Genomic DNA, 458 nt, shown 5'->3' with positions numbered 1-458 from the left:
CTGCTCGGCCTGCGCGGAGCGCGCCAGACCCCACAGCGCCGCGTGGACCGGGTCCGGCTCTGCGGTGTGGGCGTGGCGGGTCAGGACAAGGAGGGGGGTGTCGGCCAGGCGCGGCTCTGCGAGGTGTTGCTGGAGGAGGGTGAGGAGGTCGTTGACGGCCCTGTGGGCGGCGGTGGGGGTGGTGTCGCCGGGTGCGGGGGCATAGACGACGGCGGTGGGCTGGTGGTCGGTGGCGAGGAGGTCGGCCAGGCTCGCGTAGTGCCGGGCGGGGGTGTCCGGGACGGGTGCGGTGGCGCCGAGGGTGGCCCAGCCGGCGAGGTCCGGTACGTCGCCCGGGAGTTGCTGCGGAGTCCAGCGCAAGGTGTAGAGGTCGGCGGCGGGCTGGGGCTCGGCCGCGAGGGTACGCATCGCCAGCTCGCCGACCTCTGCGACCGGACCACCTTCGGCGTCGAAGAGCG

General features: G+C 75.1%; 1 protein-coding gene. It reads right to left on the bottom strand.

Going from position 1 to position 458, the window contains the following annotated elements; genetic code table 11:
- Nucleotides 1–458 (bottom strand): SpnB-like Rossmann fold domain-containing protein (locus tag LG396_RS38930; protein WP_225798333.1); only part of this gene is annotated, 458 nt, incomplete at both ends.

It is taken from the genome of Streptomyces aculeolatus, assembly GCF_020400605.1.
Lineage (GTDB): Bacteria > Actinomycetota > Actinomycetes > Streptomycetales > Streptomycetaceae > Streptomyces > Streptomyces aculeolatus.
Note: the sequence above shows the minus strand (reverse complement) of the source record. Positions and strands in the feature narration are given on the sequence as shown.